Raw genomic sequence first — 17,622 nt, forward strand, 5'->3', positions numbered from 1 at the left:
CTTTAAGAATAGAGGATTAAACTCTAATTATTTTTTATACTTAGCATCAATTTCTTTGATAATTACATCTGAAAGATCTAAAGTTTCATCACCATATAAGATATTAGCCGTAGACTCGTTAGCACCAATAATAAATTTATATCCGTTAGTTTTACCGAAATCTTTCACTGTTACTTTCATTTTAGATATAACAGAATCAATATCTGCTTGATAAGCGGTTTGTAATTGTTGCTGCTCTGCTTGCATCATTTGCTGAAACTGTTGCGCTTTTGCTTGAAAAGCTTGACCAGCTTCTTGCTGCTTACTTTGAGACATTCTAGCCATTTTAGACTGTAATGCTAAATATTCAGACTGGTAGCTTTTTCCAAGACTATCTGCACGCTTTTTAAACGATTCGTTTAAAACGTCATATTTAGATTCTACATCTTTTTTCTCTTGGATATCGTTAATCACTTTAGCATTATCAATAAAACCAATTTTTTGTTCTTGACAAGATGCGAATGTTACTAAAACGATAACGGCTAATAATATTTTTTTCATTTTATAATAATTTTATGTTTTGAGCAAAAATAGAAAAGAGAACTAATTTAATTGTAAAAAATCTCACTAAAAGCTTAATATAAGAGTTTGCTATGGTGAAATTTATTTATAATAGTTTTTTCTTATCGAAAACGGGTTCAAATAAAGCGTTTTAAGACGTTTTTAGAAAATCTTAACCTTATCTCACGAAACAAACCAAAACAAAAGCAACAAGGTGTCTAATATTTAATTTTTACTGTTTTTAATGACATAAATAAGCGAAGAATACTCTCCTGAGCGTTTTGCTTTTAAGTTTGAGCGTAAACCAACAAAAAAAGCTCGCACAGGACTCATTGCTTTTCTTTTGTATTTTTCTGAAAGTAAACTAACATAGAAAGCATCAAAAGCCATAGGAAGTGTTTTTTCAACTTTCATATTTTCTTCGTTAAACAAATTTGAAATAGATTCTTTAGAGAAATGCCACAAATGTCTAGGGACATCGAAAGCAGCCCAAAAGTTTTTATAATATAATGCGTCGTAACTTTTAAAGTTTGGAACAGCAATAACTAATGTCCCATTTGGTTTTAATAGTCTTTTAAAAGTTGAAATTTGTGATTCTAAATCTGGTAAATGTTCTAAAACATGCCAAAGTGTAATAACATCGAAGCTTTCATTTTTTAAAGATTCTAACTTTTCTGTATTAAAAACAGAATCATTACAACTTGTATTAGCTATGCTCCTAGCCTTTTCATTTGGTTCTATTCCGTAAACTTCCCAAGCATTATCTTTTGCTGTTTTTAAAAACGCTCCTGTACCACAACCTATATCTAATAGTTTTTTCTCTTCAGAATTGAACGAATTAATAAGCTTCAACTTCCTTTTTAAAGAAATATTACGAATAGTATGGTATGCTTTTTCAAACAAATTACGCTTACTATCTGTATGCGAAATGTAATCTTCGCTTTCATAATATCCAGCAAGATTATCTAAAGATGGTTGCGGCGCTGTCTCCAAATAACCATATTTAGCATTTGGAATTAACTGAAATTCTTCTCCAGAAACTGAATAATCTTTAACCGATAAATATTTTTGATGATTGCTTTTCACAGATAACTTAATTATTAATCTACTTTATTTAACACAAGATCTTTTAACCAAACTGTTTTAGAATAATAAATTTGAAGGCTATTATTATTTACAATTTTTAATTTAGTGTCTTTTAAATTTAAAAGATTATTGTTTTTAGTATTGCTTTTTTCTTTCGGAATAAGCGTAATTTCTTCACCATTAATAACACAATTACCATTCACTATTTCATTATCTACATAACACAATTGGTCTTGGTAAAAATAAAATTTAAAGGTAAAATCTCTAGCTATAATTAATTCATATTTAACATGTATTCCATCTTTAAATTTTTCTTCATTTACATAATTACCGTAAACAATTTGAGCTTGACTATTACCTAAAAAAGCAAAGAACAAAATAAAAAAAAAACAAAACACGCTTCCTTCAAAATAAAACTATTTAATTTCAATGTTCCACGTGAAACATTATAGAAAATCGTCAGATAATTATCTACCCATATAAACTAACAACACAGAAATATCTGCAGGAGATACTCCACTAACTCTTGAAGCTTGAGAGATTGTAACGGGTTGAATTTTGTTTAATTTTTCTCTAGCTTCTAAGCTCATAGATTGCAACTTTGAGTAATCAAAATTAGCAGGAATCTTTATACTCTCTAGACGAGAAAGCTTATCAGCATTATTCTTTTCTTTATCTATATAGCCAGCATATTTAACCTGAATCTCGGTCTGTTCTATAATCTCTCTGTCTAGATTATGTTCTTTAATATAGTTGTCTACAGACTCAATTTTACGCATATCCTCTATAGTAATATTAGGTCTAGCAAATATTTTATGCATCTTCCCTTGCTGTTTTACAGCAGCAGATTCTTTAGCTTCTAGCACAGGATTAGCTTCTTCTTTTGTTACACTAGTATCTTTAAAAAACTGAACAAATTTCTCTGAAGCATCAAGCTTCTCTTCCATACGTCTCAATCTTTTTTCGCTAGCTAAACCTAAATCGTAACCTCTTGGTGTTAATCTAAAATCTGCATTATCTTGTCGTAATAGCGTTCTATATTCCGCACGAGAGGTAAACATTCTATAAGGCTCTTCTGTACCTTTAGTAATTAAATCATCTACTAAAACGCCAATATAAGCTTCGTTACGTTTTAGTATAAATGGATCTTTTTCTTGCACTTTAAGCGTTGCATTTATACCAGCCATTAAACCTTGAGAAGCTGCTTCTTCGTAACCTGTAGTTCCATTAATTTGACCAGCAAAATACAAACCTTCAACTAACTTAGTTTCTAGCGTGTGCTTTAATTGTGTTGGTGGAAAATAATCGTATTCAATAGCATAACCCGGTCTAAAAAACTTTACGTTTTCGAAACCAACTATAGAACGCATGGCTTTAAATTGAACATCCTCTGGTAACGATGTTGAGAAACCATTAACATACATTTCAACCGTATTCCATCCTTCTGGTTCAACAAATAATTGATGACTATTCTTATCTGAGAATCTATTTATTTTATCTTCTATACTTGGACAATATCTTGGGCCAAGACTTTTAATTCTACCATTAAACATTGGAGAACGATCGAAACCTTCACGAAGCAAATCGTGAACCAACTCACTTGTGTGAGCCATATAACAAGAACGTTGATGCTCTAGTGGTTTTGTAATATCTAAATAAGAAAATTTTTCTGGAACTGCATCGCCAGGTTGCTCTGCCATTTTAGAAAAATCTAAAGACCTACCATCTACTCTTGGAGGTGTTCCTGTTTTCATTCTGCCAGATTCGAAACCTAAATTAACTAGCTGTTCTGTAATTCCAGTTGCGGCTCTTTCACCTGCTCTACCTCCTCCAAAATTTTTATCTCCAATATGAATTAACCCATTTAAAAAAGTACCATTAGTAAGTACTACAGATTTTGCTCTCACCTCTATTCCTAAAGATGTTTTTACACCTGCAATTTTTCCGTTTTCTACAATTAGACCAGAAACCATTTCTTGATAAAAATCTAGATTCTTTGTCTTCTCTAAAAGCAATCTCCAATCTTCTGCAAAACGCATACGGTCACTTTGGACTCTTGGACTCCACATTGCAGGTCCTTTAGATTTGTTAAGCATCTTAAATTGGATAGCAGAAGTATCACTCACAATTCCACTGTATCCTCCAAGCGCATCAATCTCTCTAACAATTTGTCCTTTTGCAATTCCTCCCATAGCAGGATTACAAGACATTTGAGCAATATTTTGTAGGTTCATGGTAATAAGCAAGGTTTTGCTTCCCATGTTTGCTGCCGATGCTGCAGCCTCACTTCCTGCGTGACCACCTCCAACAACAATAACGTCGTAAATTTCGTTAAACATAATTTTTTAATTGTTCCACGTGAAACATTCGAAAATATCAAATGATTTCAAAATGGATTTAATACTAAATAATTTAAATCTAAACACAATGTTCCACGTGAAACATTATTCTCTCAATTTAAAAAGTTTCCAAATATACTGAGAATTACTGAATTCTATTTTAGTGTATTAAGATAGAAGTTTTCTTTCTCTCTCATTAACTTTGCTTCCTCGTCTGTTTTATCTTTGTAGCCGCAGTAATGTAAAACACCATGAACTAAAACGCGATGTAATTCTTCTTCAAAAGTATTCTCAAAATCTTTTGCATTATCCTCTACTCTTTCTGTTGAAATAAAAATATCACCATGTAATGTTTTTCCTACGGAGTAATCAAAACTAATAACATCGGTTAAAGTGTCGTGGTCTAAGAAGTCTACGTTAAGTTTATGAAGATAATCATCGTCACAAAAAACATAGTTAATCTCTTCCTCTTTACAGTTTTCTGTTACAATGACAGATGATATCCATTTAGAGATTTGAGTCTCGTTAGGTAGCTTAAAATCGTTTTCGTAGTTAAAACTAATCATTCTTTTGTTTAAAATATTCTTGTACTTTCTGTTTGTAAATTTGCTGCAAAGGTAATGCTTGCTTATTCAATATTTCTGTAGTGTTAAAATATTCTTTAGCATTAGGAATTTGATTATTAGTATTATTTGAAAAATCCTTTTTATTAGTTTCAGATTTACGCTTACTTTCTTGACCTTGTTCTAAAGTTGCTTTTTCTAATTTTAAAAGCTGATGTTGTAAATTCATCATCTTAGAAAGTGTTTCGTTTGTAAATCCATTATTAATAAGATCTTCTTCAACGTCCTCCATCTGCTTAATTAATTGCTTAGCATCGGCAGGTGTTCCTTTTCCTAATTTTTCGTCTAAAGCTAACTTTTCTTCAAGTGCTTGACGAATCATTTGTTGCTGTTGGTAGATTTTATATAATTCACCATTTACATCTTCATTAAACCCGTCTTGTCCTTTTCCTTTTCCGCCATTACCTTCACCTTCACCGTTTCCTTCTCCTTTACCGTTTTTGCCTTTTTTTCCTTTGCCACCTTTTCCATTTTCACCATCTACTCCTCCTTCTCCTTTATCTCCGGGCTTTTTTCCTTTGCCAGGTTTGTCTCCTGGTTTATCTCCAGGTTTATCACCAGACTTATCTCCTGGCTTATCTCCTTCTCCTTCATTAGGTTTGCCGCTTTCTCCCTTTTTTGTTCCTTCTTCCATTTTTTTATTAAGCTCTTCTTGGCTCATAATAATATCTGGAAGTGGCATTCCGCCTTCTCCTTGACCTTGTCCTGGAGATGGCATTGACATTGCATTTTGTAATTGATCTAGAGCATCACTTAAAAAATTAGCTAAATTATTTGCAGATGTTACTGTATATTGTTGCGATGCTACTCCTTTATAAATATTATTTTCCGCCAATTCTGCCATTGCTTTATCTATATTAAAATAGACATCGGAAATTTCCTTATTTACTTCTTCAGAAATTTTTGGCTGTCTTAAAGCCATTGCAAACAAACTATCGTCTACATGTTCAAAATGTGTTCTTAAATCTTTTTGCTTTTTTAAATATGTAGCGTATTCATTATGATTTATTTCTATGCTGTTAAATTGCTTCATCAGTTTTTCTTCATCAAAAGAAAATAAAACTAAATTATCCAAAATTTGACGTAACATTTCAATATCCTCTTCTAGTGCTTCTTTAGAAGATTGTCCCATTTGAGCTTGCATTTTCATGCTCATCTCATTCATTTTTTTAGCTGCAGCTTTTTGGCTTTTATTAGCTTTAGCATTATCGGTTTTCTTTTCTTCTTCACTAGAAGATTCTTCTTTTTTCTCTAATGCATCAGATGCTTCTTCTTGATCTTCTTTTACATTCTCTTCCTTATTCTCGTCTCGCGGTAAATTAATAGGTTTCTTTAATTCCTTATTATCTTTCTCAAGCTCGTCTAGTTGTTTTTGTATGTCTTCAAACTTTTTATTAAGCTCCTCTTGTTTTTCTTTAGTGTTTTCTTTTGGATCTTCGTTAGCTAACTTATTTTGATCCTTAGCAAGCATGTCTAACTCATTACCAATTTTTTCCATCTTTTTATTAACGTAATAACGCTTCGTTAATTCAAGCATTTGCTCAAGACTTCTTTTTTGGCTTTTCGCTTTTTTAGCTAGCTTTTCTAATTTTTCTGAAAATTCTTCTTTGTTAATTTTATCTTTTAATTTCTCTAATTCTTCTATTAGCTTTTCGTCTTCTTTAAGTTGCTCTTCGTTTTGTTTTAAGCGTTCTTTTAAATCTTCTTTAAATTGATCTTTTTCTTTATTTTCTTTTTGAAAATCCTCTAAATTCTTTTGAAGCTTTTTATTAAACTTCTGCATCATTTTATCTTGCTGCTTTTGACGCTTCATAAAATTCTCAAACTTCTTTTTATCGTTAAAATTAAGTTCAGATTTTTCTTTTTGTGTTTTGGACAATTCTTCTAATTCTTTTTGTTGCTTTTCGAAATTGTCTAAAGATTTATTAAAATCCTGAATGGTTTCATTTTGTTCCTTTAATTGTTTCTTCTCCTCTTCGTCTGCAGTTCTTTTTCTATAACTAAACACACTACTTTTTGTGCTTTTGTTTTTACTTACAGCATCGTTATCGAAAACCTCAAAGTATAAATCGTAGCTTGTACCTTCAGTAATTTCCAAATTATTAGGAAAAGCACTTATAAACTCACTAAAATTAGATTTAGATATTGAAATAGGTTCTACCTTTTTATCCTTATCATTTCCGGTAGGATAATACACTAATTGTAATTTGCTTAAACCGTAATCGTCACTAACTTTTCCGTAGAAATATAAAGATTGTTTGTCTAAAGAATCAACTTTAGATTGTAGTTTTAGTTCTGGATATTCATCTCTAACTACTTGAATATTAAATGCTAAGTTTTCGTAGTCTTTTAATTGTTTATTACTTGTTGCAATACTGTAATCTAAATTACTATAAACTCTTTTTTCAACAGAAAACTGACCATTTTCATTACTTTTAAACAGCGTAGTATCTTTAGCATAAAGCGTTGCATAATCTGTTGCTTTAGTTCTTAATTTCCAGGTAATACTCGTTCCTGTTGGTACCACAGCATTTCCTGTACTTTTTAATACTTCATCTCTTTTATTAGTATAATTTGGATAATTTAAAACCATATCGAAACCAAGTAACGTTGGTACTGGTGCAACAGCTATCGTGTACGGTCTCGAGGTTACGTTATTTGCAAATAAATTAAAAGTGATATCGTTTTGAGGTTGCTCGAAAACATATTCGAAAGCACCTACTCCACGTTGTTGCAGATAATACGTTTCGTTATTAAAAGTAATTTGTGCGTTCTCTGGAACAACATCTCCTGCGGTTTTAACAATTAATCGGAATTCTTTATTCTCGACAGCCTGCATATCTTCATTTAAAATAAAAAATTGAAATGGTGCTGGTGGCTCGTAGGCTGTTTGATAATTTACAACACGCTCATAACTGTCGCTAAACCAATTTAATTTTCCTGAAATTGCTATAACGAAAATAATAAGCAACGGAATGGCTGCATATTTTAAATATTTAGCATTTTTTTTGAAGTTAATAGCCAATTTAAATGGAACTGGCGTTAGCTCGGCAGCTTTTTGATCGATGCTTGCTAATAATAACTCAGAATCTGAATTTGTATTTTTTAATTGAAGTACATTAAGTAACTTATCGTTAACCTCCGGAAAGTGATTTCCTATTAAACGTGACGCTTCTTCAAAATTAATTCCTTTTTTAAGCTTGAATAGTTTAGCTAATGGAATGGCAATAAACTTAATAAACAATGCAATTTCAACGGCTACAAACAACCAAAATAAAACAGTTCTAGCTGTAGAACCTAACCAAAGAAAATGCTCTACCAATAATGTAATTAATAAATATAATAGTCCAATACTAAAAAATAGAATTACACCTTTAATTAACTCATTAGTGTAATATTTTCTAATAAACTGGTTTAGTTTGGATTGTATATTTTGGAAATTACTCATTAATTATCATTCTTATTTACAAAACAAGCACAAAAACCGCTTGTTTACAACTTATAAAACTACAATTTTATTATTCAATCTCTAATAATTATGTGTTAATTGTATCTTTGCGGTCGAGATCCTGAAACAAGTTCAGGATGACAATTTATAAGTAACTTAAACATTTTTGATGTTTAAGCGTTAATTTTCAACAAAACGATGTCTAAAAACGTTCGTGTGCGTTTCGCACCAAGTCCTACAGGACCTTTACATATTGGAGGAGTTAGAACCGCTCTTTTCAACTATTTATTTGCAAAAAAATACAACGGAACTTTTGTGTTACGTATTGAAGATACAGACCAAAATCGCTACGTAGAAGGTGCCGAAAAGTATATTATAGATTCTTTAAATTGGTGTAATATTCCTTTTGATGAAGGACCAAATAAAAACGAAAAATTTGGACCTTACAGACAAAGTGAACGTAAGCATTTATACAAGCAATATGCAGAGCAATTAATTGCTTCTGGTAATGCTTATTATGCTTTTGATACTCCAGAAACATTAGATGCTAAAAGAAAAGAATACGAAGCTAACAAGCAAACTTTTATATACAATTGGCATAACCGTTTAGAGTTAATTAACTCTCTTTCGCTTACAACTGAAGAAGTAAAAACAAAGCTTGATAATGGTGATGATTATGTTATTCGTTTTAAATCTCCTCAAGATGAAACATTACGTCTTAAAGATATAATTCGTGGAGACATTAAAATTGATACTAACGTTTTAGACGATAAAGTTTTGTTTAAAAGTGATGGTATGCCAACGTACCATTTAGCAAATATTGTAGATGATCATTTAATGGAAATCTCTCATGTTATTCGTGGTGAAGAATGGTTACCTTCTTTAGCATTACACATGCAATTATATACTGCTTTTGGTTGGGAAGCGCCAGAATTTGCACATTTACCATTAATATTAAAACCAACAGGAAAAGGGAAATTAAGTAAGCGTGATGGTGATAAATTAGGCTTTCCTGTATTTCCATTAGAATATACTTCTCCAGATGGAGACATTTCTAAAGGGTATAAAGAAGAAGGTTATTTTGCAGATGCTGTAATTAATTTCTTAGCCTTTTTAGGATGGAATCCTGGAACAGAACAAGAGATTTTTAACTTAGATGAATTAGTTGAAGCTTTCAATTTAGACCGCGTTAATAAAGCAGGAGCACGTTTTGATCCAGACAAAATAAAATGGTTTAACCACCATTATATGCAAGAGCAAAGTGATGATATATTAGCTGAAGCTTTTCAAAAAAATCATTCTGAATTAGCCACTATAGATCCTAGTTATATTGCAATGGTTGTTGGTTTAATTAAAGAACGTGCAACGTTTGTAAACGATTTTTGGGCTTTAAGTAGCTTCTTCTTTGTTGCTCCAGAAAACTACGATGAGAAGGCTTCTAAAAAGGCATTTAAAGACGAAACTAAAGACTTAATGACGCAATTAGTGTCTATAATTTCTAATATTGAAGAGTTTGAAGTAGAAACGCTTCAAAAAGAAATTAAAGGTTGGATTACTGGAAACGAAATAGGTTTTGGAAAAGTAATGATGCCTTTACGTTTAGCTTTAGTTGGTGCTTTACAAGGACCAGAAGTTTTTGATATTATGTATATGATTGGTAAAACTGAAACTATAAAACGTATTGAAAAAATGATTACTGTTTTATAAAAACGGAAACATATTAAATAAAAAAAGCGAGCTAAAATAGCTCGCTTTTTTTATGTGTATTATTTAATGATTACTCTTTAATAAACTTTAATACTGTGTCTACACCATTAAATTTAATAAAGTAAGTTCCTGTTGCTAAGTTTGAAACATCCATTAAATTAGCCGATGTATTTATTGTTTGATCTTTTACTTTTTGACCTAACATATTAAATACAGCAACATTATACTCTTCTTTTATATTTTTAAAAGAAAGAATACCATTGGTTGGATTTGGGAATATTGAAATTGCATTAACAGCAAATTCATCTACACTTAAATTACAATTGTACGCTGGCAAACTATAACCTTGAGCTGTAAATCTATCTATTATAGCTTGTATGTCATCACAAGTGTAACCATGAGCTGCTCCCATATCTATAGCAGCTTGTCTTACAGCAATTGCAGCATTTTGTTGGTTTGTTCCGCTATTTGTCATCCCTAAACCTTCTAAAAAGGCTTTATCTGTTTTTTCACGACCTATATCTTCCCAAATTTCCATTAAAGTAGTTGCCCACATTTGTCCATCGGTATGTATTTGTCCTACTAATCCTCCTGGATATTGAGCGCCATAAACAGTTGTTCTTCCGTTCCAGCATACATTATGTCCATCCCAACCAAAAACCCAATTTCTAGCAGCATCACTTGCAGACCATAAGCTTAAACTTCTTTTATAAGAGTTAGCCCAATAATCTCCACTACCTTCACTTAAACCGTTTACTTGAGATAATCCTCCGTTTGTAATCCAATCGTGTAAACCGTGACCTAATTCGTGTAAAATTACATCGGCATCTTCACCGTCATCTACACAACCTTCTCCAAAAGTTAACCTTCCTGAACCACCACTACCTCCTAAATATTGAGAATTGTCAGCTCCATTTTGTCCTGAGGGATCGGCTCTAACACCTGTATTATAATGATAAGGCATTAAACTAATACCTAAAGTATTATTAATGTAGCGCATACTTTTATCTATATGGTAATACACATTAACAGCTTCGAAACCGTCTTGTTGTCTATTAAAGTTAAAAGTACTTGAGGATTGATTAAACAATCCTTTACTAGGGCTTTGAAAATCAACAACCTCAGCAAAAGGACCTGTTAAAAAAAACTGTCCTCCAGCTTGGGTAATATCTAACAATGTTACAGATGTTCTAGCAGCATCTAATGTTGCATTTGTAGCATCGTTTCCATCTACGTATTGTCCACCATAAGCACTTGTGGTAGCCGTTAAAGGATCAGTTTCATAAACAAAACCGATTCCGTTTGCCATCATAAAGCTACTTTCCGAAACTTTCCTTTTCTTATCTTTTTCTGTTTTATTATCCTCGTGATTAAAAGCTCTATCAATTACACTTACTACCTCTCCAGTTTGAGCGTTTACAACAATTTCCCAACTACCAATAGGTGCTTCTTTTGGTTCTAATCTTATTACATAGACCAAAAAAGTGCTTCCTGTTACATTATAGATAAAAAGTTCTTTGTTCTCAAAAGATAGATCTCCTTGAACATTAATATTTGTTTTTGCAATCTCAAAAGCCTGTGCTTCAGAAATACTTGGCACTGTACTAATAGTTTCTATTGAAGAATCATAAGTACTAGCATGAAAAGTAACATTCTTACCATTAGATACATGTACAGTTATTTCCGCATCAAAAACCTGTACACCATTCATCATTTGATAAAAACGAAACGTTTCGCCAGACAAACCTACTCTACTAAATTGCATATCTAAAGTGTGATTATCTTGAATATTTAATTCGTGTTTATTGTCTTCTAACCAACTACGTGCAATGATTTCATTTTCGCTTTGCGCAAAAATTGTAGTACAACTTAAAAGTGTAAATAAGGTAAAAAGTAGTTTTTGTTTCATTATTTTAAATTTAAGTATTTATTATAATTAATTAACTGAAAGATAGTTACAATTAATTAAAAAGTAATCATCGCAGAAAAAGCCAACATAGACTGGTTACCTTGAAACTTCTTATTACTACCTGTTAAATCTAAATCGTTATTAGAGTTTAGTGCATTTAGCGTGTTTAAAAAGCCATAAATATATTGGGCTTTAAACTTAATTATACTAAATCCTGCTGTTAAGCCAATTGCTCCATTTACGTTAAAATTAGAAATATCTGTAATATCGTTAGCGGTTAAAGCATCGTAATTAGAAATTAAAAAATGCTCTTGTTGGTCGTCTTTTAACTCTAAATCACTATTATATTGTAGCATTGGTCCAAAGTCTAAAGTTAAATAGCTTCCAGCCAATTTAGCATGCCATAAAAAAGCTATTTGCGCTGTAAAAATCTTGTATTCTAATTCTTTTGCAGATAAATCTAAATTACTTGTACGGCCAGAAATACCAATAGTATTTTCTGAAAGTTGCATACCATAACTAGCGTTATACCATTTATGTGGAAGGTCTACAGTGGCACTCATACCTCCTATCCAACCATCTCCTTTTGTAGTTTCAAAATTATCTGTTATAATATCGAATTGCGTAACACCACCAAACAAACCAAAGCCGTTTTTTATGTCGTAATTTTTATGTTGAGCAAAACTTTTTGTAACAAAACATAGCATAAGTGCTACTAATAAGGAAAGTTGTATTCTTTTCATCTCTAATTTGGGTGTTTATGAGCAAATATAACTTAAATTAGTATTTCATTTTTATTAACCTTAAAAGCTAGTTATTTAGCTTTATTAACCATTAAAAAAACTGTTATGGGAACAATTATTTTTATTCCAATTTTATTTTTTGCCCTTATTATTCTAATTTCTTCCTTCTTTGTGGTAAAACAGCAAACTGCTGCAATTGTAGAACGTTTTGGAAAATTTCATAGTATTAGACAATCTGGTTTACACTTAAAAATACCTTTAATAGATAAGGTTTCTGGACGTTTAAGCTTAAAAATTCAACAATTAGATGTTATTGTTGAAACTAAAACTAAAGATGATGTTTTTGTAAGACTAAAAGTATCTGTACAATACCGTGTTATTACTGAAAAAGTGTATGATGCTTTTTATAAATTAGATTATCCGCACGATCAAATTACAAGTTATGTTTTTGATGTTGTACGTGCAGAAGTACCAAAAATGATACTTGATGATGTGTTTTTACGTAAAGATGATGTTGCCATTGCAGTAAAGTCTGAACTAAATGATGCCATGCTAGATTATGGTTTTGATATTATTAAAACCTTAGTAACAGATATCGATCCAGATGCACAAGTAAAAGAAGCAATGAACCGTATTAATGCTGCAGATAGAGAAAAAACTGCTGCACAATACGAAGGTGACGCACAACGTATTTTAATTGTTGAAAAAGCAAAAGCCGAAGCAGAAAGTAAGCGTTTACAAGGACAAGGTATTGCAGACCAACGTCGTGAAATTGCACGTGGTCTAGAAGAAAGTGTAGAGGTATTAAATAAAGTTGGTATTAACTCTCAAGAAGCTTCTGCGTTAATAGTTGTAACACAGCATTACGATACTTTACAAGCTATTGGTAGCGAAACAAATAGTAACTTAATTTTATTACCAAATTCGCCACAAGCTGGAAGTAATATGCTAAATGATATGGTAGCTAGTTTTGCAGCAAGTAACCAAATTGGTGAAGCTATGAAAGAAGCTAAGCTTAACAAGAAATAAAATTTAAATTAATACATTAAAAAAACCTGAAGTATTTACTTCAGGTTTTTTTTTGCTTTTTCCAACATAGTTTCTAAACTATTAAGATAGTTTTCAAGTTCTTTTTTTTCTACTTCTGGATTTTCAACATCTGGAATAGTTTGTGGAATCTCGCCGAGATGCTCGTAAACTTCCGGATATTTAGTTTCAATTTCTCTAGTTAATGCACTTATTTTAGTAAGAAGGTTTCTATTTTCCATAATCTATTTTGTGTTTAAATTAAAGTTATAAAAACTAATACGTAATAAGAATTTTTTGATGTTAATTAATACTTAAATATTTGTTTCCCAATATATTAAAACAACAAAACATACTATTTAAAAGGATGGCGCTCTACCCATTTAGTTACTGGGTTTAAGTACTTAACAATTAATTTTAGCATAGCATTGGCAATAAAATTGGTGTGCTTCATGTATATATGCATATTCTTAGCTTTTGCACCAACCGAGCTTTTAATTTCCATTGCTGTTCTAGCATAAACAATTTGCTTAAACTTATTTTCTATACCAAACTGCGCCATATCAAATAGCATATTTAAATACATTTGGTACTTATGTTGATAGTTATGGTTATACCCTAAAAAATAAGTTTCTAATGTATTTTTATTAATAATTAAAGTGAAAAAACCTACAAGTTCTTCCTCAATAAAATAACCAAAGACTATAAAGTTATCTTTTAGTTCTTCTTTTAAAGTTTTAAAATGATTTTCGTTTAATATGAAAGAGTTTACACGTGCATTATCCGATACATTTTTATACAACTGAAACATTTTAGATTCTAATGCATATAAATCTTCAATAGTTAATTCTCGTTTAACAATTTGTTTTCCTTTTTTTCTAGCCGATTTAAAACGATCGCGATACTTTTTTGTAAAAGCCGAAGTATAGTCTTCTAAAGTGTTCCAAGACTCTGGAATATTAAAAACCATATTAGGCTGTACTTGCACTTTATAAAGCTTTTCGGTATTAAAAAACGTTTGATTATTATGGATTGCATCCTCTTCAAAATAATCTTTAAAAGCTATTAACCTTACTTTTTTATTATACTCTTGCTTTAAATTAGATTTAATTTTGTTTATAACTAAAGCTAATTGGTTTAAGTATTCTTTATAAGTTATTTCTTCAGTATTAAAATACAAACCGTGTTGTCCTGTATGCATTATATTACCAATAACTAACGTATTACCTCTAACTATTCTAGATATTAACTGTTTTGTTTTTTGAGTTAAATACTTATCGTTATTATTTCTAAAAATATCTTCGAGATACATTTCTACTCGCTCTATTATAGCTATTGCAACGAGCTTTTCGGCTTTAAAAATACCAACATACTGTGATGTAATGTTTTTAGGCGAAGATTGCTCTAAAGCGCTTAAAAACGATGTTTTTAAAAACACATCATTATTAGGCAAAGCATTCCAAGAGTCTGGAAGCTCGTTAACTTTGTTATATATTTTTACTTGTAGTTTATCCATAAAAAAACTGATGGTAACCCATCAGCTTTACATTTATTTATTCTATAAAATTACATTTTTAAATCCAACCACAAACAATTGCACCCATTACTGCCAAAGAAACAATCCAATATCCAGAATTAATAAAAATATACTTCCAGCTTTTACGCTCGAACATTCCATTAATTGCTATAACAGGAAAAAATAAGAAAACACCGGCTAAAATACCGTGTAAAGCGCCATGTTTAAAAGTTCTAAATTCATTTTTAAACTCTTCCATAAAAGCTTTATAATTTACAGTTTCTCCTAGTTCTCCTTGTGCTAAACTATAAGCTCCCATTTGATGCGTTGTTAATTGCTGTAAAAAGAAAGATAAAACAAATGATAATAATAACGTGATACTAAAAATAATAGCCATATTACCACCTTTCATTTTTTCTGGCGTCATTTCTGCTTCTCTCATCCATACGTTTCCAAAAGTTTTAGGGTTATACCATAAAAAACCTATTAAAATAGGTGCAATTGCAGCTACTAAAATTGCTAAAAAGTTAAATTCCATAAAAGTTTATGTGTTAGTTAGTTGTTTTAAAGATACAAAAAAGCCTCTAAATATTATTTAAAGGCTTTTATGTGTGTAAGTTATAATTTAAGCTAATGCTTTAGCTTCTGCTACTAACAAATCGTTTTTATCGTCTAAAGCTTTAGAAATAAAGTCGTTTATTGCTTCGTTTTTTTCTAATCCGTTTTCTATTAAAACACCTAAACTTATCATAGTAATAATACGTGTACCTGCTTTTTTAACTGCTGTTCCAAAAAGAGATTCTAAATCTTCGTATGATACATTTTTAGCTAGTTCTTGTATTTCAGCTTTAGCTTTTTCACGTTGATCGTCTTGCATACGATCGTACTTTTTACCGTAAGATTTTATTTGGTCTATTGCAGAACGTTTATTGTTTTGAGGTTGTTTTTGTTGATTGTCTGTAGCTGTCTTAGGCTTTACTTTTGCCCAAGAATCTTTTAAACCAACTGTTTTATTAAATACTAATTTATTAGCAGTTGACTCGATATCTAAATTAAAATAACCTAAACGTTGAAACTGAAACTGCTCTCCTATTTTAGCATCAGCTAAACTTGGTTCTACAAAAGCTTCAATTGTTTTTAAAGACTTCGGGTTAATAAACTCCATAAAATCTTTATCTGCATGGCTATCTGGTGCTTCGTCTGTAAATAATCTATCGTATTCACGAACTTCTGCCTTAATAGCATGTTTTATAGATACCCAATGTAATGTTCCTTTTACTTTCTTTTCTGTGTCTTCAGAATATGTACAATTAATTTCGGTTACATTACCTTCTGTATCTTTTACAACACTTTCGGCTTTAATAATATAAGCGTTCTTTAATCTAACCTCTCCTCCTAGTTTTAATCTAAAAAACTTATTACTTGCTTCTACTTTAAAATCTTCTTTCTCGATATATAATTCGCGAGAAAAAGGTACTTTTCTAAAACCAGCACTAGCGTCTTCTTGATTATTTTCGGCTTCAAGCCATTCTTCTTTATCTTCTGGATAGTTAGTAATAACTACTTTTATAGGATCTAAAACAGCCATTACTCTGTCTGCTTTTTTGTTTAAATCTTCACGAATACAGAATTCTAAAAGCGATACATCTATTAAATTATCGCGTTTAGCAACACCTACAGTTTCTACAAACTTTCTAATAGATTGTGGTGTGTAACCACGACGACGTAAACCAGAAATGGTTGGCATTCTTGGATCGTTCCATCCAGAAACGATACCTTCTTCTACTAATTTAAGCAACTTACGTTTGCTCATAATAGTATAACTAAGGTTTAAACGTGCGAACTCTCGCTGTTTTGGTTGCATTGGGTACTTGTCCTTTGCAAAACCATGTACTTGCTCCTTAAACCAATCGTAAAGTTCTCTATGAGGCTTAAATTCTAGTGAACATAATGAATGCGATACTTGCTCTATATAATCGCTTTCTCCATGCGTCCAATCGTACATTGGATATATACACCAATCGCTTCCTGTACGGTGATGATCTTTCTTTAAAACACGATACATAATAGGATCACGCATTAACATATTTACATGTTGCATGTCTATTTTTGCACGTAAAATATGCTCGCCTTCGTTACATTCTCCGGCTTTCATTTTAGCAAAAATGTCTAAATTTTCTTCAACAGTTCTATTTCTATAAGGTCCATCTACACCTGGTTGTGTTGGTGTTCCTTTCTGCTCTGCCATAGCTTGGCTAGATTGAGAATCTATATACGCTTTACCATCTTTAATAAGTAATATTGCCCAATCGTAAAGTTCTTGAAAATAGTCTGAAGAGTAGCGCTCTTCTGCCCATTTGTAACCCAACCAAGATACATCTTCCTTAATAGCGTCTACATATTCTTGTTCTTCTTTTGCTGGATTTGTATCATCGAAACGTAAGTTTACAGGTGCATTATATTTTTCACCTAAACCAAAACTAATACCTATTGCTTTTGTGTGTCCAATATGTAAATAACCGTTTGGCTCTGGCGGAAAACGAAAACGTAATTTATCTTTAGCTAATCCGTTTGCTAAATCTTCTTCTATAATGTGCTCTAAAAAATTGAGCGATTTTGTTTCTGTAGACATAAATTTTATACTTTATTTTATTGACTGTTTGCTATAAAATCAACTTAAAATAG

14 protein-coding genes are annotated in these 17,622 nt (G+C 31.2%); 2 read left to right on the forward strand and 12 right to left on the reverse strand.

Annotated elements, in window-relative coordinates:
- Positions 1-27: 27 nt before the first annotated feature.
- From Q0935_RS05260 to Q0935_RS05285, 6 genes are all read right to left on the reverse strand, one after another.
- Positions 28-540, reverse strand: a complete 513-nt coding sequence (locus Q0935_RS05260) for an OmpH family outer membrane protein (protein ID WP_299250529.1) — start codon at positions 538-540, stop codon at positions 28-30.
- Between the two features lie 225 nt (positions 541-765).
- Positions 766-1,626 (reverse strand): class I SAM-dependent methyltransferase, encoded by an 861-nt coding sequence (locus tag Q0935_RS05265; protein WP_299383069.1) that lies wholly within the window; start codon positions 1,624-1,626, stop codon positions 766-768.
- Between the two features lie 14 nt (positions 1,627-1,640).
- The gene (locus Q0935_RS05270) at positions 1,641-2,003 is read right to left on the reverse strand and encodes a hypothetical protein (RefSeq protein ID WP_299383072.1); all 363 of its coding nucleotides are present in this window, start codon (positions 2,001-2,003) and stop codon (positions 1,641-1,643) included.
- A 90-nt stretch (positions 2,004-2,093) separates the two neighbouring features.
- Positions 2,094-3,965, reverse strand: coding sequence for a tRNA uridine-5-carboxymethylaminomethyl(34) synthesis enzyme MnmG (gene mnmG, locus Q0935_RS05275; protein ID WP_299383074.1), 1,872 nt, complete (start codon positions 3,963-3,965; stop codon positions 2,094-2,096).
- Positions 3,966-4,120: 155 nt separating this feature from the next.
- Positions 4,121-4,531 (reverse strand): rRNA maturation RNase YbeY, encoded by a 411-nt coding sequence (gene ybeY, locus Q0935_RS05280; RefSeq protein WP_299250521.1) that lies wholly within the window; start codon positions 4,529-4,531, stop codon positions 4,121-4,123.
- On the reverse strand, positions 4,524-8,036 hold the full coding sequence (locus Q0935_RS05285) for a DUF4175 family protein (RefSeq protein WP_299383077.1): 3,513 nt from the start codon (positions 8,034-8,036) through the stop codon (positions 4,524-4,526). Before Q0935_RS05285 ends, ybeY begins: the two co-directional genes overlap by 8 nt.
- Before the next feature lie 198 nt (positions 8,037-8,234).
- On the opposite strand from Q0935_RS05285, the gene gltX reads away from it, so the two are divergent.
- A complete protein-coding gene (gltX, locus tag Q0935_RS05290) occupies positions 8,235-9,743 on the forward strand; it encodes a glutamate--tRNA ligase (RefSeq protein WP_299383080.1) in 1,509 nt (502 codons plus the stop codon).
- Between the two features lie 70 nt (positions 9,744-9,813).
- On the opposite strand, the gene Q0935_RS05295 is transcribed toward gltX, so the two are convergent.
- Positions 9,814-11,652 carry a T9SS type A sorting domain-containing protein gene (locus Q0935_RS05295; RefSeq protein ID WP_299383082.1) on the reverse strand — a complete coding sequence of 613 codons (1,839 nt, stop codon included), beginning with the start codon at positions 11,650-11,652 and terminating at the stop codon, positions 9,814-9,816.
- A 56-nt stretch (positions 11,653-11,708) separates the two neighbouring features.
- Positions 11,709-12,395: a hypothetical protein gene (locus tag Q0935_RS05300; protein WP_299383084.1), complete on the reverse strand. Its 687-nt coding sequence runs from the start codon at positions 12,393-12,395 to the stop codon at positions 11,709-11,711.
- Between the two features lie 105 nt (positions 12,396-12,500).
- Between Q0935_RS05300 and Q0935_RS05305 the strand changes: the two genes are divergently transcribed.
- Entirely contained in the window at positions 12,501-13,424 is a 924-nt protein-coding gene (locus Q0935_RS05305) for an SPFH domain-containing protein (protein ID WP_299250511.1), read from the forward strand.
- A gap of 35 nt (positions 13,425-13,459) precedes the next feature.
- On the opposite strand, the gene Q0935_RS05310 is transcribed toward Q0935_RS05305, so the two are convergent.
- The 4 genes from Q0935_RS05310 to Q0935_RS05325 all read right to left on the reverse strand — a co-directional run bounded on the left by Q0935_RS05310 (position 13,460) and on the right by Q0935_RS05325 (position 17,569).
- Entirely contained in the window at positions 13,460-13,663 is a 204-nt protein-coding gene (locus Q0935_RS05310) for a hypothetical protein (RefSeq protein WP_299383086.1), read from the reverse strand.
- Positions 13,664-13,776: 113 nt separating this feature from the next.
- Positions 13,777-14,937: a GNAT family N-acetyltransferase gene (locus Q0935_RS05315; RefSeq protein ID WP_299383088.1), complete on the reverse strand. Its 1,161-nt coding sequence runs from the start codon at positions 14,935-14,937 to the stop codon at positions 13,777-13,779.
- Positions 14,938-14,995: 58 nt separating this feature from the next.
- Entirely contained in the window at positions 14,996-15,475 is a 480-nt protein-coding gene (locus Q0935_RS05320) for a DUF1761 domain-containing protein (RefSeq protein ID WP_299250505.1), read from the reverse strand.
- Positions 15,476-15,562: 87 nt separating this feature from the next.
- Positions 15,563-17,569: a glutamine--tRNA ligase/YqeY domain fusion protein gene (locus Q0935_RS05325; protein WP_299383091.1), complete on the reverse strand. Its 2,007-nt coding sequence runs from the start codon at positions 17,567-17,569 to the stop codon at positions 15,563-15,565.
- Positions 17,570-17,622: the final 53 nt, after the last annotated feature.

This window comes from uncultured Lacinutrix sp. (genome assembly GCF_947500605.1).
Taxonomy (GTDB): domain Bacteria; phylum Bacteroidota; class Bacteroidia; order Flavobacteriales; family Flavobacteriaceae; genus Lacinutrix.

Coding starts and splice junctions, on each gene's coding strand:
- Q0935_RS05305 (WP_299250511.1), top strand. CDS start 12,501: ATGGGAACAATTATTTTTATTCCAATTTTATTTTTTGCCCTTATTATT.
- Q0935_RS05260 (WP_299250529.1), bottom strand. CDS start 540: ATGAAAAAAATATTATTAGCCGTTATCGTTTTAGTAACATTCGCATCT.
- Q0935_RS05285 (WP_299383077.1), bottom strand. CDS start 8,036: ATGAGTAATTTCCAAAATATACAATCCAAACTAAACCAGTTTATTAGA.
- Q0935_RS05320 (WP_299250505.1), bottom strand. CDS start 15,475: ATGGAATTTAACTTTTTAGCAATTTTAGTAGCTGCAATTGCACCTATT.
- Q0935_RS05325 (WP_299383091.1), bottom strand. CDS start 17,569: ATGTCTACAGAAACAAAATCGCTCAATTTTTTAGAGCACATTATAGAA.
- Q0935_RS05300 (WP_299383084.1), bottom strand. CDS start 12,395: ATGAAAAGAATACAACTTTCCTTATTAGTAGCACTTATGCTATGTTTT.
- ybeY (WP_299250521.1), bottom strand. CDS start 4,531: ATGATTAGTTTTAACTACGAAAACGATTTTAAGCTACCTAACGAGACT.
- Q0935_RS05315 (WP_299383088.1), bottom strand. CDS start 14,937: ATGGATAAACTACAAGTAAAAATATATAACAAAGTTAACGAGCTTCCA.
- Q0935_RS05310 (WP_299383086.1), bottom strand. CDS start 13,663: ATGGAAAATAGAAACCTTCTTACTAAAATAAGTGCATTAACTAGAGAA.
- gltX (WP_299383080.1), top strand. CDS start 8,235: ATGTCTAAAAACGTTCGTGTGCGTTTCGCACCAAGTCCTACAGGACCT.
- mnmG (WP_299383074.1), bottom strand. CDS start 3,965: ATGTTTAACGAAATTTACGACGTTATTGTTGTTGGAGGTGGTCACGCA.
- Q0935_RS05295 (WP_299383082.1), bottom strand. CDS start 11,652: ATGAAACAAAAACTACTTTTTACCTTATTTACACTTTTAAGTTGTACT.